Below are 25360 nucleotides of genomic sequence, written 5' to 3'. Positions count from 1 at the left end.
GCCCCGCCGCGCTCAGACTGGCCAAGGGCCTCGCAATTCAAGGACACGCTCGCGCAGTACCTCGGGGGTTGCCTGCACGGCCGTCACCGGCTCGCCGATGACCAGCTCCAGCCGGTTGAGGATGCCGCGCTTGAACGGACGCGTCATCGCCGCACCGCCATGCCGCGAGAAGAAGCTGCCCCACAGCCCACGCAGTGCCATTGGCACGACGGGCACGGGCGAGCGCTCGAGAATGCGCTGTACCCCTTGCCGGAACGCCTGCAACTCCCCGGACGCCGTGAGCTTGCCCTCCGGGAAAATACAGACCACTTCCCCCGCGTCGAGCGCCTGAGCAATGGCTTCATAAGCGCGCGCGAGGCCTTGCGCATCTTCGTGCGCCGGCGCGATCGGAATCGCTTTGACGGTGCGGAAGAACCACGACAGCACCGGGATACGGAAAATCCGGTGATCCATGACGAAGCGCACTGGCCGCCGGATGGATGCACCAATCACCACGGCATCCGCGAAGCTCACGTGGTTGCACACCAGCACACACGGCCCCTCGTCGGGAATACGCTCGGCGCCTTTGACGTCGATGCGATACACCGTATGCAGCAGCAGCCACATCACGAACCGGATCAGGAACTCCGGCAACAGCGCATAGAGATAGACGGCCACCAGCGCGTTGAGAATCCCCGTCACGAGATACAACTGGTCGATGGTGAAACCGGCGCGCGTCAGCGCCATGGCCATCAACGACGACACGACCATGAACAACGCATTGAGAATGTTGTTGGCGGCGATGATGCGCGCACGGTGCGACGGCGCACTGCGACTCTGAATCAGCGCGTAGAGCGGCACGCTGTAGAAGCCGCCAAACATCGCGAGCAAGAACAGATCGGCCAGAATGCGCCAGTGGCCCGGCTGGGCGAGAAACTGGCCAACGGTCTGCAAGGTCGCGCCCGGCACACCGCCGCGACTCGCAAAGTACAGATCCACCGCGAAAACGGTCATGCCGATCGAGCCAAACGGCACCAGACCGATTTCCACCTTGCCGCCCGACAAGCGCTCACAGAGCATCGAGCCAATACCGATACCCACCGAGAACATGGCGAGCAGCAGCGTCACAACATTCGGGTTGGCCCCCAGCACATCGCGCGAGAAATTGAAGAACGACGCGAGGAACGTCGCCCCCAAAAACCATAGCCACGAAATGCCCAGCAGACTCAGGAACACCGCGCGGTCGGTGCGGGCGATGCGCAGGTTGCGCCAAGTCTCCGTAAATGGATTCCAGTTGATGCGCAGATCCGGCTGTGCGGCAGGTGTTGAGGGCACCCAAGTAGAAACGAGCCGCCCGAGCAGCGCCAGCGTGACGCACACGCCACCGAGCCACGGCAGCGCCGACGCCCCGACACCGGCAATCTCGCCACCGATGATGGTACCGATCAGGATCGCGACGAACGTGCCCATCTCGACCAGTCCGTTGCCACCCACCAGTTCGTGATTCCCGAGATGTTGCGGCAGATACGCGTACTTCACCGGTCCGAACAACGTCGAGTGCAACCCCATGAGGAATGTGCAGACATAGAGCAGCGGTGCGCTCGCCCAGAGAAAGCCGGCCGCACCCACGACCATGATGGCGATCTCCAGCGTCTTGACGAAGCGGATCAGGCGCGCCTTGTCCCACTTGTCGGCAATCTGCCCGCTCGTGGCAGAAAACAGCAGGAATGGCGCAATGAAGATCGCAGAAATCAGGAACGCGGCCGTCTTTCCATCGACATTCTGGAAGAGGGTCGCGTGATACGTCACGAGCGACGTGAACGCGATCTTGAACACGTTGTCGTTCATCGCGCCCAGGAACTGGGTCCAGAAAAACGGCGCGAAACGACGCTCTCTCAATAACCGGGATTGGTGGCCCTCGCCGCGCACCCCGCGCTGGCTCGGTTCGCTCACTTGGTGCTTTCCGCTTCCTCAGCCGGCCAGTCGCGAATGTAGGCCTTGAGCATACGATTCTCGAACGACTGCTCTTCGACAACGGCACGCGCCACATCGTAGAACGAGATCACGCCCATCAGCGTGCGGCTGTCCATCACCGGCAGATAGCGCGCATGACGCTCCAGCATCATGCGGCGCACTTCGTTGACGTCCGTTTCCGGTGTGCACGTGAGCGGGTGATCGTCCATCACCTTGCGGATGGTCGACGTCCCGACGGTGCCGCCGTTCTTGCTGATCGTATTGATGATTTCCCGGAACGTCAGCATGCCCACCAGATCGCCGAACTCCATCACGACCAGCGAACCGATATCGTGCTCCGCCATCGTGTCGACGGCTTCGGCCAGCGACGTTTCCGGGGTCACGGTGAAAAGGGTGTTGCCCTTTACTTTCAGGATGTCAGACACACGCATGGCACACACTCCTCTTTGCATGACTCGGGCGGCGGTTTCGGAACGCTGCCGAAAACCACCACCGGACTTCGAAAGTTCGAAAATTCAAAAATCCGAATGGCGACGCGAATCACCGGCAGGTCTGCCAGCGTCTCCGCACTGAATTGTAATTAGTTGAAGTGATGCTATCGGAAAGCTTCCCAAAAGGAAAGGCGCGATGGGCCGTCCATCGCCGTGTGGCGCGGGTTTTCAGCCGATTCTTCCCTCTCGCTCGGACAACACCTGACGCGCCGACTCGGACAGCACCGCAATTTCCCTGACTCCCCCGCGAAAGCCTGTCGGTGCGCACGAAGGTGGTGCTAGGATTGCCGTATACGTCAAGTGAGCGCGCTGTGGACATGACATTTCAGTGTCGTCGGCGCGTCATCGATCTTGCCGCTGACGTTCCCGCTCATTTCCCGTTGTTCCTTCTTGTGCTACGAGGCCATCACCGATATGTCCGTACCGCATTTCGACACGCTCGCCCTGCATGCCGGGGCCGCCCCCGACCCCACCACGGGGGCACGCGCCACACCGATCTACCAAACCACATCGTTCGTCTTCACCGACTCGGATCAGGCCGCTGCGCTCTTCAACATGGAGCGCGCCGGGCATGTCTACTCACGCATTTCCAACCCGACGAACGCCGTGTTCGAAGAGCGCATGGCTGCACTCGAAAACGGCGTGGGGGCGATTGCCACCGCCAGCGGACAGGCAGCGCTGCATCTGGCGATTGCCACGTTGATGGGTGCGGGCGCGCATATCGTGGCATCGAGTGCGCTGTACGGCGGCTCGCACAACCTGCTGCATTACACGCTGCGCCGTTTCGGTATCGAAACCACGTTCGTGCGACCCGGCGACCTCGACGGCTGGCGCGCGGCGGTACGGCCCGAGACGCGCCTCTTCTTTGGTGAGACGCTCGGCAACCCGGGGCTCGACGTGCTCGATATTCCGAATGTCGCGCAGATTGCCCACGACGCCGGTGTGCCCCTGATGGTCGACAGCACGTTCACCACGCCATGGCTGATCAAGCCGTTCGAATATGGTGCGGATCTCGTGTATCACTCGGCCACCAAGTTTCTCGGCGGGCATGGCACGACGATCGGCGGCGTGCTGATCGACGGCGGCACGTTCGACTTTGAGGCGAGCGGCAAATTTCCCGAACTGACGGAACCTTACGATGGCTTTCACGGCATGGTGTTTGCCGAAGAAAGCTCCGTCGCCCCCTTCCTGCTGCGCGCACGCCGCGAGGGGTTGCGCGACTTCGGCGCGTGTCTGCATCCGCAGGCGGCGTGGCAGTTGCTGCAAGGCATCGAGACGCTGCCGCTGCGCATGGCCCGCCACGTCGACAATGCGCGCCGCGTGGTCGAGTTTCTGGCCGGGCATGAAGCGGTCGCATCGGTCGCCTACCCCGAACTGCCCACGCACCCGGATCACGCGCTCGCCAAGCGGCTGTTGCCGCGCGGCGCGGGGGCCGTGTTCAGCTTCAACTTGAAAGGCGACCGGGAAGCCGGGCGTCGATTCATCGAGTCGTTGCAGTTGTTCTCGCATCTGGCCAACGTCGGCGACGCCCGCTCGCTCGTCATTCATCCCGCATCGACCACCCACTTCCGCATGGATGCGACGGCGCTGGCGGCGGCCGGCATTGGCGAAGGCACTGTGCGCCTGTCGATCGGACTGGAAGACCCGGACGATCTGATTCAAGACCTCAAGCGCGGCCTGAAGGCATCGACCAAACGATAACGGGGACACGATTCATGAACTTCAATATCGCGGGCAACACTGTCTACGCGTACACGGCGGGCAAACCGGTTCAGCCGTCACAGCCGACGGTCGTCTTTGTGCACGGCGCCCAGCATGATCACAGCGTGTGGGGGCTGCAAAGCCGCTATCTCGCGAATCACGGCATGAACGTGCTAGCCCTCGACCTGCCCGGTCACCATCGCAGCAGCGGCGCGCCGCTCACGAGCATCGGCGCACTGGCCGACTGGGTCGTCGCCGTGCTGGATGCGGCAGGCGTCGAAACCGCCGCGTGGGTCGGTCACAGCATGGGCTCGCTGGTCGCGCTCGACGCGGCGGCGCGTCATCCGGCGCGCGTGTCGAAAATCGCGCTGGTCGGCACGGCCTATCCGATGAAGGTCTCCGACGCGCTACTGGACGCCGCCGCACAGCGCGAGCCGGAAGCCATCGCCCTCGTCAACGAGTGGTCGCACAGCACGATGGCCGCCAAGCCGTCGGCCCCCGGGCCGGGGTTCTGGACGTGGGGCGGCAACCAGCGGTTGATGGAACGCGTGGCGAAACGGAATCCGGGAGAAAAGGTGTTTCTGACCGACTTCGAAGCCTGCAATGGCTACGAACACGGCTGGGAGGCCGCCGCTCAGGTGAAGTGTCCGGTGCTGGCAGTGCTCGGGCAGCGCGATCAGATGACGCCCCCGCGCGCCGCGAAGGCACTGCTCGACGCCTTGCGTGAAGGCGGTGCCCCCGTGACGATTCAGACCGTCAACGCGGGCCACGCGATCATGACGGAACAGCCGGACGCGCTGCTCGATGCCCTCGTGCAATTCATGCGACACTGAGCGCGACACTTAGTGCGTCAACTCGCAAAGGAGGCCGGTCATGCGAGATTCCCACGACGCCGCACCCGCGTTTCAGCGGTTTGCGGATTTCTACCCGTATTACTTGGGCGAACACCGTAACGTCACCTGCCGCCGACTGCACTTCGTCGGCTCGTGGGGCGTGATTGCGTGTGTGCTGGTGTTTGCATTCACCGGCAACGTCTGGTGGCTGCCGGCGGCCGTCGTGTGCGGCTATGCATTTGCGTGGGTCGGCCACTTCTTTTTCGAGAAGAACCGGCCGGCCACCTTTCGCCACCCGCTCTACAGCCTGCTGGGCGATTGGGTGATGTTTCGCGACATCTGCCTCGGGCGCATCAAGCTCTAGCGCTCCGGCCGTCGCCGCCTACACCGCCCTCGTGGCCTTCCCGGCCTTCCCGGTCTTCCCGGTCGTCCCGGTCTTCGCCGCGCTCACCGTTTTCGCTACCGTCAGGCCCCGCCGCCGACGCGCCATCGTCCGGCGGGACTTCGCGCGGCAGCGCGTCGATGAGCGGCACGTCCCATTTGCCTTCACGCAGGATCTCGGCCAGATGCGCCCCATCTAGCGCGTGACGCTCCATCTGCCGGGCCAATTCCTCCACGTTCAGCGCGAATTTGGCGACCAGCGGCGAGAGCGTTGCCGTATGCGGGTTCGCCAGCAGCAGCCAGCGCTCGGCCGGCGGTTGCATCATCAGGCGGCCAACCCAGCCCATCCGTTCGAGCCGCAGCAGCAACTCGTTGGCATGATCGAGGCTTGTGCGCATAGCGCGGGCCAGTTCCACCGTCGTGCGGCCATTCCCGCCGGTTTCCCGGTCTTCATTGAGCAAATGGATGAGCGTGAGGCCATCGAGCAGATCGCTGCCCGGAAAGCGCGGGTACTGAAAATGCCCCAGCCGCAGCGCGGGCAGGACGGATGCGATCGTTGCACCGAGCAGCGCCACCAGCCACGACAGATAGATCCACAACAGGAAGATCGGCACGGCCGCAAACGCTCCGTAGACCGCCGTGTATGTCGGAAACTGCCGGATATACAAACCGAACCCGCGTTTGGTCAGATCCAACGCTACAGCGGCCACCACACCGCCGGCGAGCGCATCGCGCCAGTCGACTTTGCAGTTGGGCATGTACAGATACATCAGCATGAACGCCACGGCCGTCAGCGCTGGGGGAATCAAACTAAGCAGCGAGGCGACGGCAGGCGGCAGCGTGCTGACCAGCGACATCGACTGCGTGAAGATGTACGAACTGATCGACAGGCTCACCCCGAACAGCAGCGGCCCGAGCGTGAGCAGGCTCCAGTAGATCAGCAGCCGCTGCGCCAGCGGACGCGGGCGCGGTACGCGCCAGATCACGTTGAACGCGGACTCGACCGTCATCAACGTGAGCACAGCGGTGACCAGCAGACCGATCAGGCCGAACGCGGTAAGGCTCGTGGCCTTGGACGCAAACTGGTTGAGATAGCCGAAAATTTGCGCGTTGACGCTCTCCGGCATCAGATGCTCGATCAAAAAGCCCTGTAGCGAGTCGCGAAACGATTTGAAAATCGGGAAAGCCGTGAACAACGCGAACGTCACGGCAAACAGCGGCACGATGGAGAGAATCGACGTGAACGTGAGGCTACCCGCAACCTGGGGAATCCGGTCGTCCTGAGCGCGCGCAAGCGCGTATTTCAGCAATTGGCGAACGTTGTTCCAGTTAATGCGGGACAGCTTGATCAAATCGGGCTCCTGAATACGGACAGAGAAACAGCAGAGGAACGACATAAGAACGGAAGCAGAACAACCGAGGGGCAACTGAGAAGCCGTGCCACGCAAGGACAAGAGCCACGGTACTCGCGTAGGAACGCCCTATAATACCCGCACTTTTTGCTGGGTTTTCACTCGATACGCACGCTTCATGACCGAAATTCTCGTCTTGTACTACAGCCGTCACGGCACGACCGCTCAACTCGCGCAGTGCATCGCCTCCGGCATCGACAGCGTGCCGGGCGCGCAAGCTCGCGTCCGTACGGTGCCCGCCGTCTCGACGGTATGTGAAGCCAGCGCCCCCGATATTCCCGACAGCGGCCCGCCGTATGTCGAACTGCGCGATCTGGAAGAATGCGCCGGTCTGGCGCTCGGCTCGCCCACGCGCTTCGGCAATATGGCCGCCGCGCTGAAGTATTTCCTCGACGGCACGACGCCGCAGTGGCTTTCCGGCGCGCTCTCGGGCAAGCCCGCGTGCGTATTCACGTCGTCGGCGAGCCTGCATGGCGGCCAAGAAAGCACGTTGCTGTCGATGATGATTCCGCTGCTGCATCACGGCATGTTGCTGATGGGCCTGCCCTACACGGAACCGGCATTGTCGAGCACGCGCACGGGCGGATCGCCGTACGGCGCGACGCACTTCGCGCATGACGGCAACCCGCTCTCGGCGGACGAACGCCAACTGGCATCGGCACTCGGCGCGCGTCTCGCACGCGCGGCACTCAAGCTGGCAGAATGACGTTCTTTGCGTGACTGCGTGGGGAACGCCCATTCAGAGGCGACGCACGCCACACATCACTCCATGCAGTAGCCGTAGTAGTTAAGGCCACCGAGACAGCCCATGACTGCAACACCGCCCGAGTCTGAATCGATCGATCCGCGTGACGTGCCTGCCACGCAGGCAACGCCAGCAGCACCCCATGCCTCTGGTTCGGCCGGTGCGGCCACGGCAGCAGCATCGACTGCCCCGACCGCATCGGCAGCCGCTTCCGCGTCCAGCACGCTACGCCGCATCAGCATCGTCAGCCTGCTCGCGTTGATTGCCCTTTCGGTCGCGTGGGAGCTCTGGCTCGCGCCATTGCGTCCGGGCGGGTCGTGGCTGGTGCTCAAGGCGCTGCTTCTGTTGCTGCCGTTGCGCGGCGTGTTGCGTGGCAATCTGTACACGCTGCAATGGTCGAGCATGTTCATCCTGCTGTTTCTCGCCGAAGGCGTTGTACGCGGCATGACCGATACCGGTCCGTCCGTGCTGCTCGCGTGGATCGAAACGGCGTTGTCGGTCGTGTTCTTCTTCGCCACCGTTTTCTATCTGCGCCCGTTCAAGCGCGCCGCGAAGGCTCGCGCTCAGCAGGCAACGGCAGCGCGTCAGCCGCAATGAACGACACCGCTTTCCTCTCCGCCTGCATCGGCCTGCTCGGCCGTGATCACGTTCTGCATGACGACTCGGACGTCGCCCCGTATCTGATCGATCAACGCAAGCGTTACGTGGGCCGCGCGCTCGCCGTGCTGCGCCCCGCCGACGCCATGCAAACGGCTGCGCTCGTCCGGTTGTGCGTCGCGCACGGCGTGTCGATGGTGCCGCAGGGCGGCAACACGGGGCTCGCAGGCGGCGCGACACCGGACGCGAGCGGGCGGCAAGTGGTCATCAGCTTGCGACGGCTGGACCGCATTCGTCAGGTGGATGCCGACAACATGACGCTCACCGCCGAAGCCGGTTGCCTGCTGGCCAACGTGCAGGCCGCAGCGGCATCCGCGCAGCGCCTGTTCCCGTTGAGCCTCGCGGCGGAAGGCAGTTGCACGATTGGCGGCAATCTGGCGACGAACGCAGGCGGCACGGCAGTGCTGCGTTACGGCAATGCGCGTGAACTATGCCTCGGTCTGGAAGTGGTCACGCCGCAGGGCGAATTGTGGGACGGCCTGCGCGGCCTTCGCAAAGACAACACCGGCTACGATCTGCGCGATCTGTTCATCGGCGCGGAAGGCACGCTCGGCTTGATTACCGCTGCGACGCTGAAACTCTTCGCACAGCCTGCTGCACGCATGACCGCCCTCGCCGCACTCGATAGCTCGGCGCAGGCGTTGGCACTGCTCAATCTCGCGCAGTCGATGGCAGGCCCGCTGCTCACGGGCTTCGAGTTGATGTCGGATTTCTGTCTGCGTCTCGTCGCGCAAGTCTTCCCGCAGCAGCGTTATCCGTTTGCCGAAACGCATCCGCAAGCGGTGCTGCTCGAACTCTCCGACAACGAGAGCGAAGCGCATGCCCGCGATTTGCTGGAACGCCTGCTCGCCGCCGCCATCGAGAGCGGCATCGTGCGCGACGCCATCGTCGCGGCCAGCCTCGCGCAGTCGAATGCGCTCTGGCACCTTCGTGAAAGCATTCCACTCGCCCAGTCGGCTACCGGACTGAACATCAAGCACGACATTGCGGTGCCGGTGTCGCAGGTCCCTGCATTCCTCACCGCGACCGATCCGATCGTGCAAAAGATCGCACCGGGCGCCCGCATGGTGACGTTCGGGCACCTTGGCGACGGCAATCTGCACTACAACGTGATGGCACCGGACGGCGTCGATCCCGAAACCTTCCTGCGCGATTACCAAACGCCGGTCACATCGGCGGTACACGACAGCGTGCATGCCCATCGCGGCACGATCAGCGCGGAACACGGGCTCGGCCAGTACAAGCGCGACGCCTCGGCACACTACAAGTCGCCGGTGGAACTGGCACTGATGCGCCAGATCAAGGCCGCGTTTGATCCGCTCGGCCTGATGAACCCCGGGAAGGTGCTGCCGGACTGACGTGCCGGCGGGCCTCAACGCCTATCACTCGAAAAACCTCTGTTTTCCGTAAAAATATCGTCAATTTCGCGACAAAACGCCGCGAAATCGCGCCACTTTCTTTACAGAAGCGCGATAAAAACCTAAAATCACGTCTTTCCAATAACGACGGAGTTTTCCGTGGGCAGTTGCTCTAGCAGCACGCAAGCGTCGGCAATGACCGACGACGCGTTGGCCCGGTAACCCGCAGTCGCTCCCCGACTGCCGCTGCCGGCTCCCAATGTCGCAGCGGTAGTGCATCGATCGCACCGATCTCATCGGCAGCGATCACGTTTTACAGCACCCCCACCGCAGTTCAGCTATCACCGGATGCGCTCGCGCACCCGGGTACGACACGCTTGATGCGCGTATCGGCTCGCCAGCCCACCGGCAGCAAATGCACGCACGCCTAGCCTGTCGACGCTTGCGTAGCCTTCACGTGTTTCAGCATTCGCAGCACCGCCATGTGCGCGGGCCCAAGGCCTGCACGCGTGCGCTGCATTTCGATGCATAACGCTGCAGAAGCGAAACACGCCGCCAAGCCCCGGCATCCGCCGTCTCAGGCCCGATATCCCGTTATCCCGATATCAGGCCTTTGATTCAGGAGGACCCATGACGCTGCAAATGCTCATCCCCACGCTGTTCGGCCGCCATCGTGCCCGCACGCCCGCCACATCAGCCACGACGACGACTTCGCCGCAATACCGGCTGGTCGTGCTCACGCTCGCCTCGAAAGCCAGCGCTATCGACGTCAAGGTACGCACTGCCCTTCAAACCCATCAACTCAAGCTGGAAACCGCCGCGCGTGCCGACCGCTCCGGCGGCTACCTGCTGGAACTCGACTATGTCCTGCGTTGCGAACGCAGCCGACGCGCCGCGCTGGTCCACCTTGTTTCCACACTCGGCGATACCCCCGGTGTTCGCGCCATTCGCTGGGAAACCGCGCCGAATGAAGCAGGGCGCTAACGCCTGATCAAGACCGCCCGCCAAGGGCGACCGAAGCCCCTTTCCGCTGCCAAGACCGGTTCAGATCGCCTCGGAAAGGGGCCTTCAACACTCAAACCTATACGTTCACGTGCAGGTTGTGTTACGATGCGCCATTCTTGATCGGAGGCGCAGCCATGCCCGCAGATCCCACCGAACACGCATCTCCCAGCGACGACGCCCTGCTGACGGTCAGTCAAGCCGCGACGGCACTCGGCGTCACGGCGCGCACGCTGAAGTACTACGAGGAACTCAATCTCGTCGTGCCCGCCCGCAGCGAAGGCCGTTACCGCATGTACACGCAGGCCGACCTCGCGACCTTTGGCCGCATTCTCCGCATGCGCTCGCTCGGCTTCTCCATCGCCGCCATCACGGAAATGCTCAAACGCCCCATGCGACTGGTCGAAGCCGGCAAGTCACGCATGAACGACGAAGACCTCCAGGTCGTGCGCGACGCCCTCCATTCGCAACTCGAAACGCTGCGCGAACGCACCGCTCAAGTCCGGCGCGAACTGCGCGAAGCCGAAAAAATGGAAGCGCAAATCACCCACGACCTCCAATACATCGACCAACGGCTTCAAGGTGTTCCTGCCGACGAGTTACTCGCCGAACGTGCGGCCAAACTGCGCAAACAGTAACCCCCTTGCCCGCCATGACCTCTGCCACCCCGCCCACCGGTTCCGCTTCCGCACCGCCGCCCCGCGCGCCGGTGCCGGGCGGCGCCAACAGTGCCAGTGGTAACGGCTCGCAGCGCCCCCTGCGCGCCGAAGCTTATCGCTACGCACTGGGCCTCATCCCGGGACTCGAATTCTTCGAGAACGCGCTGCTGGTCTACTTTGCGGTCTACGTCTCGGGCGGCGTCGACGCCTCGCCCAAAGAATTCGTCTGGATGACGACGGCCTACGGCATCGCCTCGGTACTCGCCATCCTCAAACAACAATGGTTCGTCGAACGCATCGGCTACCGGCGTTATCTCACGGCCTCACTGCTGCTCTACGCGTGCGGCGCTGTCCTCGCAGGAACCAGCGAGAGCGTCACGCAACTCGTCATCGCCCGGGCCTGTCAGGGCTTCTGCGCGGGCAGTTGGATGAGCTCATGCCGGATCCTCGCGCAAGTCAGCGTGCCCCCAGAGCGTCGCGGCAAAACGGTACAGACGTTCGCCCTGTTGCTGTTCACGGGCTCGGCCGCCGCCCCACTCATCGGCGGCATGCTGGTCTCGGCGTACACATGGCGCACGCTGTTCCTGTGCACCGCGCCACCCGCCGTGCTGCTCGCCGCCCTCGCCTGGTTCGCGATTCCCGATGTCGGCCGGCTGCGTGATCGCGCCACCGGTGGCAGTTACCCGTTTGCACCGTTCATGGCGTTCGCGCTCGCGATGGGCGCGTTTCAGGTGGTGCTTCAGGAAATGCGCTACACGCTCTGGCTGCAAACGCCCTGGCTGCCGCTGCTGACGGTGGCCGGCGTGGGCGCGCTGGTGTGGTTCGGCTACCACCAGTGGCAACACCCGGCACCGTTCATCCGCCTGCAATCGCTGCGCCGACGCGAGTTTCAGGTTGGTCTGCTGCTCTACGCCGCCTATTACTATCTGGCGAATACGCAGAGCTATCTGATGCCGCGCCTGCTCGAACAAGGGCTGGGCTTCACGGTGGAACGCACGGGGCAGTTGCTCGGTTATTCGGCGCTGCTGACGGTCATCCTGCTCATGGCCTATTTCCGCGTAGCGAAGTTCATCACGCGCAAGAAGTACCTGATCGTGAGCGGCTTCGTGATGACCATCGCCACCAGTCTGTGGCTTGGCGCCATGCCGCCGGACGCCGGACAAAATCAGCTCTACGGCGTGCTCGCGCTCAAAGCGGTATTCGGCATCTTCACGGTGCTGCCGGTCGCCAACCTCACGTTCCGCACGTTCGATCACGAAAGCTTCGTGCACGGCTACCGGCTGAAGAACATCCTGCGCCAGCTCTCAGGGTCGTTTGCCGTGTCGACCATCGTGGCGTTCGAGCAGCATCGCGAAGCCTTGCATCGCACTCGCCTCACGGAAGTCGCCAACCCGTACAACCCCATCTTCACGCAGACGCTCGACACGCTCGCCAATGCGCTCGCGCACGCGGGGGTCGCGCTCTCGCAGGCGCACGGCGCGGCACTTGCCCAGATTGCACAGATGATCGAACGGCAGGCCGCATTTCTGTCGTTCATCGACGGCTTTCATTTCATCGCCATCGTGGCGCTGTGCGGCGCGATATTTGCAGCGTTCCAGAAGCAGCTAAATTAGAATCGTGACGTGCCCGCCGGATGGCTCGCTCATATATGCACACGGGTTCAAGCTTGTTCGTGCCAGCCCGCTTCCGGCGCCCCACTCTTGCTGTTGCTGCCCCGGCCGTCATGCTCAAAGCCTTGCTGTCACGCCTCATGCCGTCGCGCACGCCAAGCCGCGCCATCGACGATGACCTTTGGCGCGAAGTCGTCGATGCCCTGCCGTTTCTGGCCACCCGCAGCGCCGCCGATCTGGACAAACTGCGCGCGCTGGCTGGCGATTTTCTGGGCGGCAAGCACTTCTCCACGGCCCATGACCTGCCGCTCACGGAAGCGATGCAGGTGTCGGTGGCCGCACAGGCCTGCCTGCCGATCCTCAATCTGCCGCCCGCGCTCTATCGCGGCTGGTCGGGCATCGTGCTCTATCCCGGCGAGTTTCTGATTCGAAAGACAGTGCAGGACGAAGACGGCGTCGTGCACGACGTGGCACAGGAGGCCAGCGGCGAAGCCTGGGATGGCGGCCCGGTCGTGCTTTCGTGGCAGGACGTGCAAGCCAGCGACGTGCTGGCCTACAACGTGGTGATTCACGAGTTCGTCCACAAGATCGACATGGAGAACGGCGAAGCCGATGGCGTTCCCCCGCTCATCCGGCGCCTGCACGGCGATCTGACGGAACAGGTATGGTGCGAGGTCTTCGACCCGGCGTACGAGGAGTTTTGCCACCACGTGTCGAATGTGCCGGACGCTCACTGGGACGCCTTCGCGTCGACCTCGCTGCTCGACCCGTACGCCACGGAGCACGAATCGGAGTTTTTCGCGGTCTGCGCCGAAGCGTTCTTCGTCGCCCCGGTGGCGTTCCGCACCGAATATCCGGCCCTGTACACGCTGTTTTCCCGGTATTTCCTGCAAGATCCGGCCGCGACACCGCCAACGGCCGGCGAGGCGCCACCACCCAGCGCGCCAAGCCTATGAAATCGTTGCGGAATTCCGGATTTCCGTGGCATAATGCGCGTTTTGCTCACCCGGAAAGTGGTTGACGCCAATTCAGTCGCACAAGTTTGTATCAGTTCAAACGTGCGCGGCGGCGTTAGCGGGGAAACTCCCGCGCAGACTGGCTACCGACTTAACCTAAGGTCCATCATGAAAGAAGGCATTCACCCGAATTACCGCGAAGTCGTGTTCAAGGACATGACGCCGGGCATCGACTTCCAATTCATCAGCCGCTCGACGATCCAGACGAAGGAAACCGTTGAGATCGACGGCAAGTCGTACCCGCTCGTGAAGCTGGATACGTCGTCGGCATCGCACAACTTCTACACCGGCGAAACGCGCATCATGGATGCCGAAGGCCGCGTCGACAAGTTCAAGAAGAAGTTCGGCACGCGTGCCGGCGGCAAGGTCGCCTAAGTTTTACAGGCGACACACCGCTCAACGCAAAACTGGCCCACGGCACGTCCGGCGGGCTGGTAAATCGGGGAGAAATCCCCCGGCGTTGGAAAGCATCGGAAAGGGGCAGCTCAGGCTGCCCTTTTTTGTTGGGCGTGGCCTGCGCCATGCTGCGGGTTACTGTCATACTGTCGGCTTTTCTGGTTTTCCCCGAATTTTCTCCTGAGCCATTTCTGGCTCGCGCCCTGTTTTTCCGCGATCCGGCCACATGGCCGGTAACGTCGTCCGGCCTATGAAACGAGTTCGCATCACCGCCTCTGCCACCAGCGCGCTTCCTCGCTCGCTGCTCTTTGCCATTTGCGTCATCTATGTGCTGGCGGGGTTGTTTGGTCGCGATCCGTGGAAGAACGAAGACGCCGCCGGCTTCGGCATCATGTGGACGATGGCGCACGGCCAGTTGTCCGACTGGCTGCTGCCGAATATCGCCGGCAAGCCGATCTACGACGCCGGTCCGCTGGTCTCGTGGCTGGGCGCCCTCGCCATTCGCACTTTCTCGTGGCTCGACGCGCCGGACGCCGCGCGCATCGTCACCGGCTTGTGCTTCTACGCCACCTGCACGTTCATCTGGTACGGCACCTATTTGCTGGGCCGCCGCCCGGAAGTGCAACCGTTCAAATATGCCTTCGGCGGCGAACCCGAACCGCGCGACTACGGCCGCACCCTCGCCGATGGCGCGCTGCTGATTCTGCTCGCCTGCTTCGGTCTCGCCGAACGCGGTCACGAAACCACCGCCACGGTCGGGCAACTGACGCTTATCTCGATGGCGATCTACGGTCTGGTGCGCAGCCTCGACAAGCCGCGCCAGGGCGCGGTCTGGTTCGGCCTCGCCCTCGGTGGCATGGCGCTCGCGTCGTCGCCGCTGATGACGCTCTCGCTGTGGATTGCGGGCATCGCCGTGGGCGTGCTGTGCCGGGCCGTGCCGCTGCGCATGCTGCTGGTCGTATCGACCCCCGTCGCGCTCATCATCGCCTGCGCATGGCCGCTGGCCGCACTCAAGTTCGCCGATGGCGCACGTAGCTGGCTGGGCGAATGGGCCGACATCGGTGTCGACGCCTTCAGTGGCCCGTCGATCAACTCGCTCAGCTACATCACCAAGAATCTGGCGCTGTTTGCGTGGCCGGCATGGCCGCTGGCCGCCTGGTCGCTGTACTCGTGGCGCGGCATGCGCCGTGCCCCGCACATTGCCATTCCACTGGCGCTCGCCGTGCCGGTGCTGGTGCTGATCGTGTTGCAGGCGCATCAGGGCAATCAGCTCTTCATGCTGGCCCTGCCCGCGCTCTCGATCATCGCCGCATTCGGCCTGCCGTCGCTCAAGCGTGGCACGGTCAACGCGATCGACTGGTTCGCCGTGCTGTCGTTCACGGTGCTGGCCGGCTTCGTGTGGATCGTCTGGCTCGCAGGCGTCTTCGGATTCCCGGCTCAGATCGCCCGTAACCTGCGACGACTGGTGCCCGGTTTTGTGCCGGAATTCAGCTGGGTGACGCTGATCAGCGCGCTCGCCGTAACCGGCGCCTGGGTCACGCTCGTGGCGTGGCGCGTGTCGCGCAGCCCGAAGGTCATGTGGCGCAGCGTGGTGCTCTCTTCGGGCGGCACGACCCTGATGTGGGTGCTGCTCATGACGCTCTGGCTGCCGGTAGTGAACTACGGCCGAACGTATCGCGACGTGGCCGCGCAGATTTCGGCCCACCTGCCCGCGGACTACACCTGCATTCGCACAGTACGCGTGGGCGATGCGCAGCTCGCGTCGTTCGCCTACTTCGGCAAGATGCGCTTCGGCTCAAGCAACGACGATTGCGACGTGCTGCTGCGTCAGGACTCGCAAGACTATAGCGAACCGCTTTCGCTCGCCCCTTACGAATGGCGTCAGCTCTGGGAAGGCCGCCGTGCGGCCGACCGTGACGAACGCTTCCGCCTCTACGTGCTGCAAGAGCGTCCGTGGCGCCGTTCGGCGCGTCCGCGTTGACCTCTTCCCCTCGTCCCATGTGGCATGACATCAAACGCATCGCCGCGCTCGCGTGGCCGGTTCTGATCGGCCAGCTCGCGGTCATCGCCTTCGGGGTGATGGACACGGCGATGGTCGGGCGCGCCTCGGCCTTCGATCTGGCCTCGCTCGCCCTCGGCGGCTCGATCTACATCACCGTGTACGTCGGCCTGATGGGCATTCTCGTTGCGCTCTCCCCAATCGCGGCCCAACGCTTCGGCGCCGGTGAGCGACTGGAGATCGGCGAGGAAGTGCGTCAGGCGATCTGGCTCGCCCTCTTTCTGGCGATTCCGGGCTTCCTGCTCCTCACGCATCCGCAATTCATCCTGCGTCTGTCGCAAGCCAATCCTGAGTTGGAAGTGCGGGCAAGCGCGTATCTCCAGATTCTGGCGTTCGGCCTGCCCGCCGCACTGCTGTTCCGTGTGTACTCGTCGCTGTCGACGGCCGTCGCGCAACCGCGCATCGTCATGGCCATTCAGGTCACCGGTCTCGCGCTGAAGGTGCCGCTCAATCTCGCCCTGATTTACGGCGTCGAGCGCATCGGCATTCCGCCGCTGGGCAGCACGGGCTGCGCCATTGCCACGACGGCGATCAACTGGGTGTCGTGCGCGCTGGGGCTCACGCTGATGGTGCGGCATTCGAAGCTGCGCGAGTTCGGCATCTTCTCGCATTTCTGCTGGCCGCAATGGCACGCCATTCGTACGCTGCTGAAGCTCGGCGTGCCGATGGGATTGAGCTACCTGATCGAAGTGACGGCGTTCTCGTTCATGGCGATCTTCATCACGCGCCTGGGCGACACCACACTGGCCGGTCACCAGATCGCCGCCAACCTCGGCGCATTGACGTACATGCTGCCGATGTCGATCGCCATTGCCACCGCGACACTCACGGCGCAGGCCATCGGCGCACGCAACTTCAGCGCCGCTCACCTCGTCGGACGCCACGGCATCCTGTTCGCCGGCATGCTCAGCGCAGGGCTGGCGAGCCTCGTCTGGCTCACCCGCCCGTGGATCGTGGAAGCCTACACGACCGACCCGGCGGTGGCCGCCGTGGCCACCCCACTGCTGGCCTTCGTCGCGTTCTATCACCTGTTCGACGCACTGCAAGTGAGCGCCGTCTTCGTGCTGCGCGCATGGAAAGTGGCGGTCATCCCGACCGTCATCTACGCGGTGTCGCTGTGGGGCGTCGGTCTCGGTGGCGGCTACGTGCTGGGCTTCGATAGCTGGGGGCTCTCCCCGACGTGGCTGCACGGCGCTACCGGCTTCTGGTTTGCCAACGGCGCGAGCCTCGCGGTCGCGGCGTGCGGCCTGCTGTGCTACCTGCGCTGGGTCGCAAGCGCGAAAGGCGGACGAGGTCTGGCGAGCTAACCCGCGAGCCCGCCCCGTTCCCTTGCGCGGCTTCGCGCTGGCGCGCGCTAGTTTGCTCGAACGGCCAGATCCAGCGCACTGAAGAACCCGTCGTACACGTCTTTCTCCAGCACAGTCTCGGTTCGCGCATCGCCATTGCTGTCCCACACGGTGCGATCGAACCGCACCCGCACCAGCGAACCCCGTTCGACCTGCTGAACCCGATCACCCCGCTCACCCCGATCACCCCGATCACCCGGCTTGCCCGGTTCGCCCTGCGCTGAGCGCACGGCGACGATCACCGCCATGCGCTCGTGATCCGGCTTGGCCGGCAGAGCACCGATGCGCGACTTCAGGACACCCCGCGCAATCTGCCGCCATTTCGGCACCAGCACCGTGTTGCGCTCGGCCTCGACGACACCCGTCTCGGTGTCGACCGAAACCGGTGCGTAACCCTCCTTGGTGAGTGTTCTGGATATCGCTTCGAGGATGCGCGCCTGCTGCGTTTCCGCGAACACATGATCCCGCAGTTGCCGTAGCGTCTCGCGTTGCGCGTCGGTCAGATCGACGCTGACCTGCCGCGAGCTATAACGCACCAGTTGCCCGCCGCTGCCCGTCTCCCGCTCGTTGGCCGGCGGGCTCGCGCAAGCGGAAATCCCGGCGAGCAACGAGAGACCGGCGATGACTGACCCCACACCCGCCACCGTACGGCGGGTGCTTCCGCTGATACGACAGACTGAAACGGGAAAGCCAGGCGATTTCACGACAGGGATGTGCGGCGCAGAGAGATGACTCATGAGCTTAGGAGGACGAGAGAGCGCACCTATAATAGGAACCCGCGATGCTCGCCACAAACGACTTATTCTTGCTAACGCATTAGCCGTTCTACAAGGTTCCGCCATGCGCCCCCTGCGCCCCTCGCGCCGACTGCCGCCCTTGAACGCCCTGCGAAGTTTCGAGGCCGCCGGCCGGCTGAACAGCCTGACGCTTGCCGCCGAAGCGCTGAACGTCACCCAGAGCGCCGTCGCCCAGCAAATTCGCGTGCTTGAATCCTTTTTCGGCCAGAAACTGTTCGAACGCGATGGCCGTACCGTGCGCCTGACGGTGCGCGGCCGCCACTACTGGACGGACGTATCGGCCTGCCTCGGCCGGCTCGCCGAAGCCACCGAGCAGATGCTCGACGGCACTCACCACTTGCCGATTCGTGTGAACGCCTCGACGTCGTTCACGCACGCGTGGCTGCTGCCGCAACTCGCTCATTTCCGCAGCCATCATCCCGACATCGAGGTGGAAATCGTCACGACGCCGGATCAGCACGTCGGGCAAATCGACGAAACAAGTGACGTCGTGATTCGCCGATACACGCCGGAACTGCGCCGCCAGGGCTTCGTCTCGAAACCCTGGTTGCGCAGCGAGGCGGTGGCGGTCTGCGCCCCGGACCTCCCGTCGCTTGAAGCGTTGCACACCCCCGCCGATCTGCTTCATGCCCCGCTGCTGCACTACGCGGGCCTGCCGCAAGGGTGGCAATACTGGTTCCATTGCGCGCAAGTCAGCGTGGGCGAAACGTTACGCGGGCCGATCTTCGACGAGTTTCTGCTGGCGCTGCGCGCGGCGTCGAGTGGACACGGTATCTGTCTCGCCCCGCGCGCCGTGATTCAGGACGATCTCGATCGCGGCAAGCTGGTCGCCCTCTTCGACGACACCGTCCGTCTCGAAGGCCCGCCCTATCACTGCCTGTATCGGGCTGACGACGACCCGCGCCTGGCCACCTTCATCGACTGGCTGGTCAGCCGCGCGCCCGACACACATCGGCCAGTGATCGCCGGGTAGCGCACGGCGGCAATCGGGCCAGCCGAGGCTGCCCGGCAGTCTGCGCACTTCAGGCATACACTCATTCGTTCTGCCACCTTTGAGAGCGCCGGGCGCCCCCGCAGGCTCGCTTCGGCGCACCGCTTCCGAATGCCACAGCAAACGTTTCTCGTCACCGGTGCCACACGCGGCATCGGCTTCGCGATCAGCGCCCTGCTCGCGGAACAAGGCCACCGCGTCGTGGGCATCGCGCGCCATACGGCCGATGTCAATTTTCCCGGCACACTCGTCGAATGCGATCTCGCCGACGTGGATCAGACGCGCGATACGCTACACAGTATCGGCGGGCGCTTCGAGATCACCGGCATCGTAAACAATGCCGGCATCGCGTCGCCACAGCCGCTGGAGCAACTCGACTTCGCCACACTGCAACAGGTGTTCGATCTGAACGTGCGTGCGGCAATTCAGGTGACGCAACACTTTGTTGGCGCCATGAAGGCGCGCCGTTACGGGCGCATCGTCAACATCACCAGCCGCGCCATCTACGGGGGACTGGATCGCACCGCGTATGCCGCAGCAAAAAGCGCGTTGGTGGGATGCACGCGCACCTGGGCACTCGAACTCGCGGAATATGGCATCACCAGCAACGCCGTCGCGCCGGGCCCCGTGGAAACCGAGTTGTTCCGCAAATCGCGCCCCGTCGGCAGCGAAGCCGAGCGCAGAATTCTCGCCACCATCCCCATGCGCCGCCTCGGCGACCCCGCCGAAATTGCTTCGGCTGCCGTCTTCTTTCTGTCGGAATCGGCCAGCTTCGTCACCGGGCAGGTACTGGGTGTCGATGGCGGCGGCAGTCTTGGCGGACGCTCATGACGCATAGTTGTACGACAACAATTCCATCAAGCACATGACGGATCGACGTGAGACTCGATTCGCGCACCGGCGTCGACGGCGCCATCCCTTCCCTGCTCGGATGAACGCCCGATTCAGTTCTGCCGCCGGTAATTTCACCCGCAAAAGGGTATACCCGAAAAGGCATCGGAAAGAAGTTTCCCTAGAATGTTGTCTGACGACATACAACAAGCCTGTATGTACCCACTTACGCCTTCGTCAGACAAGACCTCACTCGCCATGACCCGAACCCCCATCGTTACCGAACTGCGTGTCGTTCCTGTCGCTGGACGCGACAGCATGCTGCTGAACCTGAGCGGCGCCCACGGCCCGTTCTTCACGCGCAATCTGGTGATCCTGAAAGACAGCGCCGGACACACCGGCGTTGGCGAAGTCCCCGGTGGCGAATCAATTCGCAAGACCCTCGAAGATGCACGTCCGTATGTCGTCGGCCAGTCGATTGCCAGTGGGCAGGCGATTCTCGGTCAGACGCGCCGTACATTTGCCGATCGCGACGCCGGCGGCCGAGGCCTGCAAACCTTCGATCTGCGCACGACGATTCACGCGGTCACGGCCCTCGAAGCGGCACTGCTCGATCTGCTGGGCCAGCATCTCGAAGTGCCGGTCGCCGCCCTCCTCGGCGAAGGCCAGCAACGCACTGAAGTGGCCATGCTGGGTTATCTCTTTTTCATCGGTGACCGGCACGCGACGGACTTGCCGTATGACGACAACCGCCACGCCCGCGACGACTGGGAACGCGTGCGCACGGAAGTGGCCATGACCCCCGACGCTGTCGTGCGTCTGGCGGAAGCCGCCCATGCGCGATACGGCTTTCAGGATTTCAAGCTCAAAGGCGGTGTGCTCGAAGGCGACGCAGAAATCGAAGCCGTCACTGCGCTGGCGAAGCGCTTTCCGCAAGCGCGCGTCACGCTCGATCCGAACGGTGCATGGTCACTAGCGGAAGCCATTCGTCTGTGCCGCGACAAGCACGACGTGCTCGCCTACGCCGAAGACCCCTGCGGCGCAGAAAACGGCTACTCGGGACGCGAGGTGATGGCCGAATTCCGGCGCGCCACCGGCCTGCCGACGGCCACCAACATGATCGCGACCGACTGGCGTCAGATGGGCCACGCGATTCAGTTGCAGTCAGTGGACATTCCGCTGGCCGATCCGCACTTCTGGACGATGCAGGGTTCCGTGCGCGTCGCGCAGATGTGTAACGACTGGGGCCTGACGTGGGGCTCGCACTCGAACAATCACTTCGACGTGTCGCTCGCCATGTTCACGCACGTGGCGGCTGCGGCACCCGGCAACATCACCGCAATCGATACGCACTGGATCTGGCAGGACGGTCAGTACCTGACGCAAAACCCGCTGCAAATCGTGAATGGCAAGGTGCAGGTGCCGACGACACCCGGGTTGGGTGTGACGCTCGACATGGACGCCGTGGAAGCTGCCCATGCGCAGTACCTTGAACATGGGCTCGGTGCACGCGATGACAGCGTGGCGATGCAGTACTTGATTCCGGACTGGAAGTTCGATCCGAAGCGGCCCTGCCTCGTGCGTTGAGCGGCCCGGCAAGGGCGTGACATTGAAGGGTGTGGGGCGTTGCGTCGGATATCGATCTGCACCGCTTCACGCCCTTTTTGACGTCTCGGCGAGACGGTTTTGGTGCCTGATCGGAGGGTGTCTGTCACGACACGGCCTTAATGCGAACTAATTGCGCGATATCAGAAATTCACGCGAAACATCCGCAATCCGTTTTTTGAAGAAAATTCAGGTGAATTCGTGCTGAAATCCGACCTCGCAGCGCACGCTGGGATTGCCTAAAATGCGCTGCACCAAAGAAAAAAGCCTGTCCAACTTTCGTTGAACAGGCTTTTTATTTGGCGGAGCGGACGGGGCTCGCCTACACATGCGCAGGCCGCGGAATCGCTTGCAAGCGATTCCCTTCGATCCCCGCCGGGAGCCGCGAAGGCGGCTCCCTCCGCTGCACCAAAGAAAAAAGCCTGTCCAACTTTCGTTGAACAGGCTTTTTATTTGGCGGAGCGGACGGGGCTCGAACCCGCGACCCCCGGCGTGACAGGCCGGTATTCTAACCAACTGAACTACCGCTCCAAACTTGCTGCGGCATCGTGATGTCAATCACTTTGCTTTCCTGCTAGTTGTCCGGCATTGCAGCATTTTCATGCGCAGATCACCGAACTTCGTAGGTTTTGGCGGAGCGGACGGGGCTCGAACCCGCGACCCCCGGCGTGACAGGCCGGTATTCTAACCAACTGAACTACCGCTCCAAAACCGACAAAAAAACCCGCCAAACTTTCAGCGGGCTTTTGCCACCGACTTCGTGGCATTTTCAAACTGACACCGACTCGCTACCGGCACCAATTCTGGCGTCCCCTAGGGGATTCGAACCCCTGTACTCACCGTGAAAGGGTGATGTCCTAGGCCTCTAGACGAAGGGGACAAAATCGTCAAACTTTGTCTGTTTCGCTTTACTGCATTTCGCGAAGAACGCTATTCTAAACAACATTTCTTCGCTTGTGAAGCTTTATTTTCAAGTTTTTTGCATCGTTTTTGCAAGAATCTTGCTCTTTCGACGCGCCTGAAAATCAAGCTTCGGAATCCGTGGTGGAGGTAAGCGGGATCGAACCGCTGACCTCTTGCATGCCATGCAAGCGCTCTCCCAGCTGAGCTATACCCCCCGAACAGAGAAATGAGATTCTAATGACAAACCCATTTCCTGTAAATACCCCTCCCGCACTTTTTCCGCATTATTTTGCCGATTCGTGCGAAAAATGAAAAACGGCGACTCCACAGAGTCGCCGTTCTCATTCAACGCGGCAGCATGCAAGCACACTACCCCGCCGAAACCACTGAAAAGCCGAATTGATTAGCTCAACTACCGGCTCGTCGTGGCTTACCCTTCGTGCTTGGTCACAACCGCTGCGCCAACGCGCTCTTCTTCGGTCAGAGCCTTGTGCGACAGACGCAGACGGCCCTTGTCGTCCTGCTGAATCACCTTCACACGCACCGACTGACCTTCCTTCAGGTAGTCGTTGATGTTGTTGATGCGCTCATTCAGGATTTCCGAGATGTGCAGCAGACCATCCTTGCCCGGCAGCACCGAGACGATCGCGCCGAACTCAAGCAGCTTGAGCACGGTGCCGTCGTAGACCTGACCCACTTCCACTTCCACCGTGATCAGTTCAATGCGACGCTTGGCTTCAGCAATACCTTCAGCGCTCGGGCTGGCGATGGTGACCACGCCGTCGTCCGAGATGTCGATGCTGGTGCCCGTTTCTTCGGTCAGCGCGCGAATCACCGAACCACCCTTGCCGATCACGTCACGGATCTTTTCCGGGTTGATCTTGATGGTGACCATGCGCGGTGCGAATTCCGACAGCTCCGTACGCACGCCCGACTGGGCTTCGGTCATCTTCTCGAGAATATGCAGACGGCCTTCCTTGGCTTGCGCCAGTGCCACTTGCATGATTTCCTTCGTGATGCCTTGGATCTTGATGTCCATCTGGAGTGCGGTCACGCCGTTCGACGTACCTGCCACCTTGAAGTCCATGTCGCCCAGGTGATCTTCGTCGCCGAGAATGTCGGTCAGCACGGCAAACTTGTTGCCGTCGAGGATCAGGCCCATGGCGATACCGGCGACCGGCGAGGTCAGCGGCACACCAGCGTCCATCATGGCGAGGCTGCCGCCGCACACCGATGCCATCGACGACGAACCGTTCGACTCGGTAATTTCCGACACCACACGCACGGTGTAGCCGAAATCGTCAGCGCCCGGCAGGCAAGCCACCAGAGCACGCTTGGCCAGACGGCCGTGACCGATTTCGCGACGCTTGGGCGAACCCACGCGCCCCGTTTCACCCGTCGAGAACGGCGGGAAGTTGTAGTGCAGCATGAAGCGGTCACGGTACTCGCCTTGCAGCGCGTCGATGATCTGCTCGTCGCTCTTGGTGCCCAGCGTGGCCACCACGAGTGCCTGCGTTTCGCCACGCGTGAACAGTGCCGAACCGTGCGCACGCGGCAGCACGCCGGTGCGAATCGAGATCGGACGCACGGTGCGCGTGTCGCGGCCGTCGATACGCGGCTCGCCTGCCAGAATCTGGCTACGCACGATCTTGGCTTCCAGATCGAACAGGATGTTGCCGACTTCGATCGCGTCCGGGGCAGCTTCGCCCTTGGCAGCAGCAGCTTCACCCAGCTTGGCCAGCACGTCGCTCGTCACGGTACGCAGTTCTTGCGTACGTGCTTGCTTTTCACGCGTCTGGTAAGCGGCGCGCAACGAGGCGTCAGCCAGCTCGGTCACTTGTGCGATCAGCGCTTCGTTCTTGCCGGCCGGGGTCCAATCCCACTCAGCCTTACCACCGTCACGCACCAGGTCGTGAATCGCGTTGATGGCCGTTTGCAGTTGCTCGTGACCGAACACCACAGCGCCCAGCATCACGTCTTCCGGCAGTTCCTTGGCTTCCGATTCCACCATCAGCACGGCTTGTTCCGTACCGGCGACGACCAGATCCAGTTGCGACTTGGCGATCTGCTCACGCGACGGGTTCAGCACGTACTGGCTGTCGACGTAGGCAACGCGTGCGGCACCAACCGGGCCGTTGAACGGCAGACCCGAGATGGCCAGCGCGGCCGAAGCACCGATCAGGGCCGGGATATCGGCCGGCACTTCCGGGTTCAGCGAGACAACCTGCACCACCACCTGGACTTCGTTGTAGAAGCCTTCCGGGAACAGCGGGCGGATCGGACGGTCGATCAGGCGCGACGTCAGCGTTTCGTTTTCCGACGGACGGCCTTCACGCTTGAAGAAGCCACCCGGGATCTTGCCGGCGGCGTAAGTCTTTTCAAGGTAATCGACGGTCAGCGGGAAGAAGTCCTGGCCTGCCTTGGCCTTCTTGGCGCCAACAACCGTTGCCAGAATGACGGTATCGTCCATGTCGACGAGCACAGCGCCCGACGCTTGACGAGCGATCTCACCCGTCTCCATGCGAACCGTGTTTTGGCCCCACTGGAAAGACTTGACGACTTTATTGAACATTTGCACTCCTTTATCGAATCGCGCGAATGCAGCAGCGGCGCG

21 protein-coding genes and 4 tRNA genes are annotated in these 25360 nt (G+C 62.9%); 16 read left to right on the top strand and 9 right to left on the bottom strand.

Annotation, left to right across the window (positions count from 1 at the left end; all coding sequences use genetic code 11):
- Nucleotides 1–12: 12 nt before the first annotated feature.
- Nucleotides 13–1932: an MFS transporter gene (locus AT302_RS09070; RefSeq protein ID WP_084656114.1), complete on the bottom strand. Its 1920-nt coding sequence runs from the start codon at nt 1930–1932 to the stop codon at nt 13–15.
- Nucleotides 1929–2384: a CBS domain-containing protein gene (locus tag AT302_RS09065; protein WP_058378157.1), complete on the bottom strand. Its 456-nt coding sequence runs from the start codon at nt 2382–2384 to the stop codon at nt 1929–1931. Before AT302_RS09065 ends, AT302_RS09070 begins: the two co-directional genes overlap by 4 nt.
- Before the next feature lie 474 nt (nt 2385–2858).
- Here AT302_RS09065 and AT302_RS09060 point away from each other — a divergent pair, with 474 nt between their 5' ends.
- From AT302_RS09060 to AT302_RS09050, 3 genes are read left to right on the top strand one after another with little or no spacing between them, the layout of a single operon-like run.
- Nucleotides 2859–4145, top strand: coding sequence for an O-acetylhomoserine aminocarboxypropyltransferase (locus AT302_RS09060; protein ID WP_058380202.1), 1287 nt, complete (start codon nt 2859–2861; stop codon nt 4143–4145).
- 14 nt (nt 4146–4159) lie between these two features.
- Nucleotides 4160–4978: an alpha/beta fold hydrolase gene (locus AT302_RS09055; RefSeq protein ID WP_058378156.1), complete on the top strand. Its 819-nt coding sequence runs from the start codon at nt 4160–4162 to the stop codon at nt 4976–4978.
- Between the two features lie 40 nt (nt 4979–5018).
- Entirely contained in the window at nt 5019–5342 is a 324-nt protein-coding gene (locus AT302_RS09050; protein ID WP_058378155.1) for a DUF962 domain-containing protein, read from the top strand.
- Here the strand turns inward: AT302_RS09050 and AT302_RS09045 are convergent.
- Nucleotides 5332–6711 (bottom strand): YihY family inner membrane protein, encoded by a 1380-nt coding sequence (locus tag AT302_RS09045; protein ID WP_084656113.1) that lies wholly within the window; start codon nt 6709–6711, stop codon nt 5332–5334. The genes AT302_RS09050 and AT302_RS09045 overlap by 11 nt on opposite strands.
- A 178-nt stretch (nt 6712–6889) precedes the next feature.
- On the opposite strand from AT302_RS09045, the gene wrbA reads away from it, so the two are divergent.
- The 10 genes from wrbA to AT302_RS08995 all read left to right on the top strand — a co-directional run bounded on the left by wrbA (nt 6890) and on the right by AT302_RS08995 (nt 17580).
- Nucleotides 6890–7477, top strand: a complete 588-nt coding sequence (gene wrbA, locus AT302_RS09040) for an NAD(P)H:quinone oxidoreductase (protein ID WP_058378154.1) — start codon at nt 6890–6892, stop codon at nt 7475–7477.
- A gap of 102 nt (nt 7478–7579) precedes the next feature.
- Entirely contained in the window at nt 7580–8113 is a 534-nt protein-coding gene (locus AT302_RS09035) for a DUF2069 domain-containing protein (RefSeq protein WP_084656112.1), read from the top strand.
- Entirely contained in the window at nt 8110–9531 is a 1422-nt protein-coding gene (locus AT302_RS09030; protein WP_058378153.1) for an FAD-binding oxidoreductase, read from the top strand. The genes AT302_RS09035 and AT302_RS09030 overlap by 4 nt, the downstream gene beginning before the upstream one ends.
- A gap of 630 nt (nt 9532–10161) precedes the next feature.
- Nucleotides 10162–10515 (top strand): hypothetical protein, encoded by a 354-nt coding sequence (locus tag AT302_RS09025; RefSeq protein ID WP_058378152.1) that lies wholly within the window; start codon nt 10162–10164, stop codon nt 10513–10515.
- 155 nt (nt 10516–10670) lie between these two features.
- Nucleotides 10671–11171: a MerR family transcriptional regulator gene (locus AT302_RS09020; protein ID WP_058378151.1), complete on the top strand. Its 501-nt coding sequence runs from the start codon at nt 10671–10673 to the stop codon at nt 11169–11171.
- 14 nt (nt 11172–11185) lie between these two features.
- Entirely contained in the window at nt 11186–12805 is a 1620-nt protein-coding gene (locus tag AT302_RS09015; protein WP_058378150.1) for an MFS transporter, read from the top strand.
- 110 nt (nt 12806–12915) lie between these two features.
- Nucleotides 12916–13758, top strand: a complete 843-nt coding sequence (locus tag AT302_RS09010) for a M90 family metallopeptidase (RefSeq protein ID WP_058378149.1) — start codon at nt 12916–12918, stop codon at nt 13756–13758.
- Nucleotides 13759–13926: 168 nt separating this feature from the next.
- Nucleotides 13927–14193 carry a type B 50S ribosomal protein L31 gene (locus AT302_RS09005; RefSeq protein ID WP_058378148.1) on the top strand — a complete coding sequence of 89 codons (267 nt, stop codon included), beginning with the start codon at nt 13927–13929 and terminating at the stop codon, nt 14191–14193.
- A gap of 271 nt (nt 14194–14464) precedes the next feature.
- On the top strand, nt 14465–16195 hold the full coding sequence (locus tag AT302_RS09000; RefSeq protein ID WP_058378147.1) for an ArnT family glycosyltransferase: 1731 nt from the start codon (nt 14465–14467) through the stop codon (nt 16193–16195).
- 17 nt (nt 16196–16212) lie between these two features.
- On the top strand, nt 16213–17580 hold the full coding sequence (locus AT302_RS08995; protein ID WP_058378146.1) for an MATE family efflux transporter: 1368 nt from the start codon (nt 16213–16215) through the stop codon (nt 17578–17580).
- Nucleotides 17581–17627: 47 nt separating this feature from the next.
- Here the strand turns inward: AT302_RS08995 and AT302_RS08990 are convergent, their stop codons facing one another.
- On the bottom strand, nt 17628–18254 hold the full coding sequence (locus AT302_RS08990) for a hypothetical protein (protein WP_237172103.1): 627 nt from the start codon (nt 18252–18254) through the stop codon (nt 17628–17630).
- A 241-nt stretch (nt 18255–18495) separates the two neighbouring features.
- Between AT302_RS08990 and AT302_RS08985 the strand changes: the two genes are divergently transcribed.
- The 3 genes from AT302_RS08985 (at nt 18496) to gudD (ending at nt 21825) form a co-directional block, all read left to right on the top strand.
- Entirely contained in the window at nt 18496–19389 is an 894-nt protein-coding gene (locus AT302_RS08985; protein ID WP_237172102.1) for a LysR substrate-binding domain-containing protein, read from the top strand.
- A gap of 129 nt (nt 19390–19518) precedes the next feature.
- Nucleotides 19519–20238 carry an SDR family oxidoreductase gene (locus AT302_RS08980; protein WP_058378145.1) on the top strand — a complete coding sequence of 240 codons (720 nt, stop codon included), beginning with the start codon at nt 19519–19521 and terminating at the stop codon, nt 20236–20238.
- Nucleotides 20239–20496: 258 nt separating this feature from the next.
- Nucleotides 20497–21825 carry a glucarate dehydratase gene (gene gudD / locus AT302_RS08975; protein WP_157125734.1) on the top strand — a complete coding sequence of 443 codons (1329 nt, stop codon included), beginning with the start codon at nt 20497–20499 and terminating at the stop codon, nt 21823–21825.
- 472 nt (nt 21826–22297) lie between these two features.
- Here the strand turns inward: gudD and AT302_RS08970 are convergent.
- The 5 genes from AT302_RS08970 to pnp all read right to left on the bottom strand — a co-directional run bounded on the left by AT302_RS08970 (nt 22298) and on the right by pnp (nt 25324).
- Nucleotides 22298–22374 (bottom strand) — tRNA-Asp (locus AT302_RS08970).
- A gap of 99 nt (nt 22375–22473) precedes the next feature.
- Nucleotides 22474–22550: transfer RNA gene (locus AT302_RS08965), tRNA-Asp, on the bottom strand.
- 97 nt (nt 22551–22647) lie between these two features.
- A tRNA-Glu gene (locus AT302_RS08960) sits at nt 22648–22723 on the bottom strand.
- A gap of 162 nt (nt 22724–22885) precedes the next feature.
- Nucleotides 22886–22961: transfer RNA gene (locus AT302_RS08955), tRNA-Ala, on the bottom strand.
- 215 nt (nt 22962–23176) lie between these two features.
- Nucleotides 23177–25324, bottom strand: coding sequence for a polyribonucleotide nucleotidyltransferase (gene pnp / locus AT302_RS08950; protein ID WP_058378143.1), 2148 nt, complete (start codon nt 25322–25324; stop codon nt 23177–23179).
- Nucleotides 25325–25360 lie beyond the last annotated feature (36 nt).

The sequence above is a fragment of the Pandoraea norimbergensis genome (assembly GCF_001465545.3).
Taxonomy (GTDB): Bacteria; Pseudomonadota; Gammaproteobacteria; order Burkholderiales; family Burkholderiaceae; genus Pandoraea; species Pandoraea norimbergensis.
Note: the sequence above shows the minus strand (reverse complement) of the source record. Positions and strands in the feature narration are given on the sequence as shown.

Bases quoted from the DNA above. Each gene is read 5' to 3' on its own strand.
- AT302_RS09065 (WP_058378157.1), bottom strand. From the start codon at position 2,384: ATGCGTGTGTCTGACATCCTGAAAGTAAAGGGCAACACCCTTTTCACC.
- AT302_RS09060 (WP_058380202.1), top strand. From the start codon at position 2,859: ATGTCCGTACCGCATTTCGACACGCTCGCCCTGCATGCCGGGGCCGCC.
- AT302_RS09055 (WP_058378156.1), top strand. From the start codon at position 4,160: ATGAACTTCAATATCGCGGGCAACACTGTCTACGCGTACACGGCGGGC.
- AT302_RS09050 (WP_058378155.1), top strand. From the start codon at position 5,019: ATGCGAGATTCCCACGACGCCGCACCCGCGTTTCAGCGGTTTGCGGAT.
- wrbA (WP_058378154.1), top strand. From the start codon at position 6,890: ATGACCGAAATTCTCGTCTTGTACTACAGCCGTCACGGCACGACCGCT.
- AT302_RS09035 (WP_084656112.1), top strand. From the start codon at position 7,580: ATGACTGCAACACCGCCCGAGTCTGAATCGATCGATCCGCGTGACGTG.
- AT302_RS09030 (WP_058378153.1), top strand. From the start codon at position 8,110: ATGAACGACACCGCTTTCCTCTCCGCCTGCATCGGCCTGCTCGGCCGT.
- AT302_RS09025 (WP_058378152.1), top strand. From the start codon at position 10,162: ATGACGCTGCAAATGCTCATCCCCACGCTGTTCGGCCGCCATCGTGCC.
- AT302_RS09020 (WP_058378151.1), top strand. From the start codon at position 10,671: ATGCCCGCAGATCCCACCGAACACGCATCTCCCAGCGACGACGCCCTG.
- AT302_RS09015 (WP_058378150.1), top strand. From the start codon at position 11,186: ATGACCTCTGCCACCCCGCCCACCGGTTCCGCTTCCGCACCGCCGCCC.
- AT302_RS09010 (WP_058378149.1), top strand. From the start codon at position 12,916: ATGCTCAAAGCCTTGCTGTCACGCCTCATGCCGTCGCGCACGCCAAGC.
- AT302_RS09005 (WP_058378148.1), top strand. From the start codon at position 13,927: ATGAAAGAAGGCATTCACCCGAATTACCGCGAAGTCGTGTTCAAGGAC.
- AT302_RS09000 (WP_058378147.1), top strand. From the start codon at position 14,465: ATGAAACGAGTTCGCATCACCGCCTCTGCCACCAGCGCGCTTCCTCGC.
- AT302_RS08995 (WP_058378146.1), top strand. From the start codon at position 16,213: ATGTGGCATGACATCAAACGCATCGCCGCGCTCGCGTGGCCGGTTCTG.
- AT302_RS08980 (WP_058378145.1), top strand. From the start codon at position 19,519: ATGCCACAGCAAACGTTTCTCGTCACCGGTGCCACACGCGGCATCGGC.
- gudD (WP_157125734.1), top strand. From the start codon at position 20,497: ATGACCCGAACCCCCATCGTTACCGAACTGCGTGTCGTTCCTGTCGCT.